Here is a 4,134-nt window from a genome sequence, read left to right on the forward strand (position 1 = left end):
GTGTGAACACCAACGCCTCACCCAAGACACTCAGGACACCGACGACCAGGGTGTCACCCGAAAGAGCCAGGCTGCCTGGGGAGCCGGTCGACGGGGACAGCGTGGCCGTCTCGGTCCAGGTGCCGCCGCTTCGTGTGAACACGTAGGTCCCACTCAATACGCTGCCGACGATCAGCGTGTCACCCTCGAGGGCCACTGCCTGGCCGAAGCGGTCGCTCGTCGCGCCGTCGGCTGCCGTGAGCTTGGCGGTCTCGGTCCAGGTGCCTTCGGATCGCGTGAGCACGTACACAGCGCCCTGGAAGCCGTTGCCGTCGACTTCGGCTCCGGGGGCGCCGACGACCAGCGTGTCGCCGTCGAGGGCCAGCGAGCGGCCGAACGCGTTGTCCGCTGCCCCGTCGGCCGCGGTCAGCTTCTCCTGCTCCGCCGCCCGTGCGTAACCTGGCACCATCGTGACGCTTATCGCCAGCAGTGCGGCTGCCGCGCGCGCAACCGCGCCGCGCCACACCGCTAAGTTGCTTAACGCATCAAGGCTTACTCTCACTTCTCTCGCACATACGTACGTTGCTACCGTACACGGGTGCCACGCTCTCGTGGCTGTAACGGCGTGCTGAACGATCATGACAAACCTCCCCCTTGTCAGGCGTCGCTGGAGCTCGACCGCCACAGATGAATACCGATCGGGTTCTTTTTGCAAAGCGTGAAGGCGCGAACGCGTTCTTCCGCGTTGCGATCGACGCTACCTCGACTGACGCTTCAGGTGACCGATATCGCGAAGGGCGTGTTGCATGTCGCATGCCGCCGAGAACCTCCGCACCGCTCGCGCGCGCCTTGGTTAATGCGTACGCGACGGGCGAGGAGGAGACCATGAGCCGCCTCCAGTTTGCTCAAGATTTGCGCGGTCGGATCAACGGCCTTTCAAGGCGACCATGTGTCCAAAATGGACCCGAGTGCTTGGTCACGGCAAACCGACGGCGGTAGGCAGTCGGAGTGGTACGAAGTGCCCGCCGGAAATGCATCCGCAACGTCGCCGCGGTTTGAAGCCCCACGGCTTCTGCCACTTCATCCATGGGCTCGTTGGTTGTTTCGAGCCTGTGCTGCGCCGCAAGCAGACGCTGATGCAACACCCACTGGTGCGGCGTCGTACCTGTCTCCTCGCGAAACCGGCGCGCGAACGTCGTGGTGACATGGCCGCGCGTTGCGCAAGCCTCTCAACCGAGAGGCGCTCGCTCAAGTGACGGTGAGCCCACTCGAGCACGTGCGCTAGCCCGCCGTGGGCCTCGGGTTGGATCGGTGCGGGGATGTACTGTGACTGGCCGCCCTCACGCTGCGGCGGCATGATCAGGCGCCGCGCGACCTGATTGGCGATGTTCGCGCCGTAGTCACGCCGGACGATGTGCAGGCAGAGATCGATGCCAGCGGCACTCCCGGCGGACGTGAGGATCGTGCCTTCATCGACGTACAGGACATCCGGCTCGACGCGAATCCTTGGACAGAGCTCGCGTAGGCGATCGACGTACCGCCAGTGCGTCGTCGCTCGCTTGCCATCGAGCAGCCCTGCCGCGGCAAGGACGAAGACGCCCGAGCAGATCGTGACGAGCCGTGCGCCACGCGCATGAGCCGCCCGTACGGCTTTGAGCAACGCGTCAGGGGGGCGCTCGTTGGGGTCCCGCCAACCCGGGATCACGATCGTACCCGCGCGTCGCAGTCCTCCCAGTCCGGCGGTCGGCTCCATCCTGACGCCGCCGGTCGCCCTCAACGGCCCGAGGTCAAGCGAGCAGACCGCGAACTCGTACCAGTCCACGCTCAACTCGGGCCGAGGGAGCGCGAAGATCTCGACAGCGATGCCGAACTCGAACGTGCAAAGACGGTCGTAGACAAGAGCGGCGACGCGTCGATTGCGCAAGGCAGTCATGGCAGGATCCTAACGCTGATTGTCATTTCTGCCTATCGAACCGCAGTGCGGTCTATAGGACAGTGAGGTCATTGGAGGACGCTCACATGCCCACGGTGCCCGTAGAACGTCGACTTGTCACCGACAGTCGCGCTGCGTCATCCGAGCGCGCACTCGCGCACTTCGAGGCGCTGTTCACGTTCGAGACCGACTGTTCAGCCATGACTGAAGCCCGACTAACGGCAGCAGAAGGAGCTCCGGTGTGTGCGCAGCAACGCGGTTTCTTGGTCCGAGCGGCGCGTGCAGACGATCTCGATACCATCGTCGAACTGTGCGTCGCTCACGCAGCATACGAGCACGTCCGACTGACCGTCGACGGCCTACGGGATCGACTCAACACGGCGCTCTTCGGCGATCCGCCACGCGTGTGGTGCCTCGTGGCTGAAATCGATGGGGACGTCGAGGGGTACGCGACCTTCACGCGCGACTACTCGACATGGCGTGCCACCGAGTACCTCCATGTCGACTGTTTGTACGTCTCGCCACGTCAGCGCGGCCGCGGGATCGGTCGGACGCTCATGGAATCCATCGCACGGCAGGGCGCGACAGTAGGAATCGAACATCTCGAATGGCAAACGCCTGCCTGGAATAGATCGGCGGTCGCGTTCTACGAGCGGATCGGCGCGACTGGCCTGGCGAAGGTGAGGTTCGTATGGAGTCCAGCCGAGATGTGAATGCGTCCGGCCAGAGCGCGGGTGATGGCGGGCTCCCCGCCGGCCCGGCACCTCCGCAGCCGGCGAGGAGCACCACCGAAGCGACCGGCACCACCGACGTCGGATGGTCGGTGTGGTGCTGCTTCATTGTGGGATCCAGTGCCTGGATATCAGCCGGTGTTGCCGTCACGGAGGTCGGGGCTGCATGCCCACGTACTCGGGTCGGAATACGGATTTCTCATCTTGCAAGCCCTCCAGAAGATCTTGCGACCTTCAAGCAAATTGAGCTCAGGGTAATCGAACGCGCTCCACGTTCGGCACCGGCCCGCCGTGCGTTCCGCCGGCCAGCTTAGTCCGTACAGTGGTTCAGTGGTGGGGCTGTCCAGGCGGAATCGCACTCCGGCATGGAGATTTTCGGCCGCGCCGTCGCAAAGCGTCCACGCATCTCCGTGGGGTTGGAAGCACGCTTTGTAGGGCGCGCGTTCTCCAACGCTGCATTCGCCCACGCCAGCGGCTGGTGTCGTCGAGGGAGGACCGGTGACGACCCTGAGGATCGAGCCGTTGTCGCCATCACTCTCACCCGATAACGGCCCTTGCAGTACAAAAATGGTGGGCGCGCTCTGCTCCACGTTCTCGCCCGGCAATGGGATCGTGATCGTGCTCGACCCGTCCTTCGACAGGACCTTGTTCATGCCAATCTGCATCCCACCAGTTTCAGCCACGACCTCGTCGACCCGCTCCTGCAACGCCGCAGCCTCACCAGGCGTCAATCCCAATTCGCGGGCCTCTTCCGCGAACCGACCGATGTCATACCCTCCGCGCGACGTTTCTGTGTCCTGCGCTTCTGTCTCATCGTTCTTACCCTGGCCAGTGGCCATCATCGGTGTCGCAACGGCGATAGACGCCAACGCCACGGCGAGACCACGTATCGCGGTCTCCATGCTTCCTGCCTTCATCATTCCCCTCCTTTTCTCAGCACCTTTGTGCATTGCTTCGGTGCTGGCGGGAGTATCTGCGGCAGGTTGCGCCAGCCACAAGCGCACCGGGACGAACTGTGGTCATACTGGGATGGATGTCATGGAGAGAGGGAGCAAAGCACAGACAGCTGCTCGCCAAGTTCAGTGAAGCTAGACGATACGCGGTATTAGCAGGGTTCTTGTGTCTTCGTGTTGCGCAGAATCTCTTCATTGCGGAGCGAAACTTGTTGGTTGAAGGGCCGTCGGAACTGGTGCGGACAATCCGCTGACGCTGGCCCAGTGGGACGACGAAGCGAACGGAATGACCTAACTAAGGGCCTGTCAGGGAATAACGCTACCGTCAGGTGGGATTACTCGCCCGTGATGAACTCGATCTGGGAATAGATGGTCTTCGCGCGGTCGTGGAACTTGGGATCGCTCAGCGCGAGTGGAACATTGAGCGCGCGGGCAACAGCGAGGTATAGGCAATCCTGCAGCGGATGCCGCATTTCGATAGCGAGCTCGATGGCCGCGTCCATGTAGTCGGTGGACGGCAGCAGAAATACGGCGCCTG

The 4,134-nt window shown here is 63.2% G+C and carries 3 protein-coding genes and 1 pseudogene; 1 reads left to right on the forward strand and 3 read right to left on the reverse strand.

The features are described from left to right. Together GEV06_28105 and ftrA are read right to left on the reverse strand one after the other, a co-directional pair. Positions 1–619 (reverse strand): hypothetical protein (locus GEV06_28105; protein ID MPZ21721.1); only part of this gene is annotated, 619 nt, incomplete at its 3' end. Positions 620–884: 265 nt separating this feature from the next. Next, a pseudogene (gene ftrA / locus GEV06_28110) lies at positions 885–1,903 on the reverse strand (transcriptional regulator FtrA). 95 nt (positions 1,904–1,998) lie between these two features. Between ftrA and GEV06_28115 the strand changes: the two are divergent. After that, on the forward strand, positions 1,999–2,625 hold the full coding sequence (locus GEV06_28115) for a GNAT family N-acetyltransferase (protein ID MPZ21722.1): 627 nt from the start codon (positions 1,999–2,001) through the stop codon (positions 2,623–2,625). Between the two features lie 149 nt (positions 2,626–2,774). On the opposite strand, the gene GEV06_28120 is transcribed toward GEV06_28115, so the two are convergent. Next, a complete protein-coding gene (locus tag GEV06_28120; GenBank protein ID MPZ21723.1) occupies positions 2,775–3,563 on the reverse strand; it encodes a hypothetical protein in 789 nt (262 codons plus the stop codon). Between the last annotated feature and the right edge of the window lie 571 nt (positions 3,564–4,134).

This window comes from Luteitalea sp. (assembly GCA_009377605.1).
GTDB lineage: Bacteria > Acidobacteriota > Vicinamibacteria > Vicinamibacterales > Vicinamibacteraceae > WHTT01.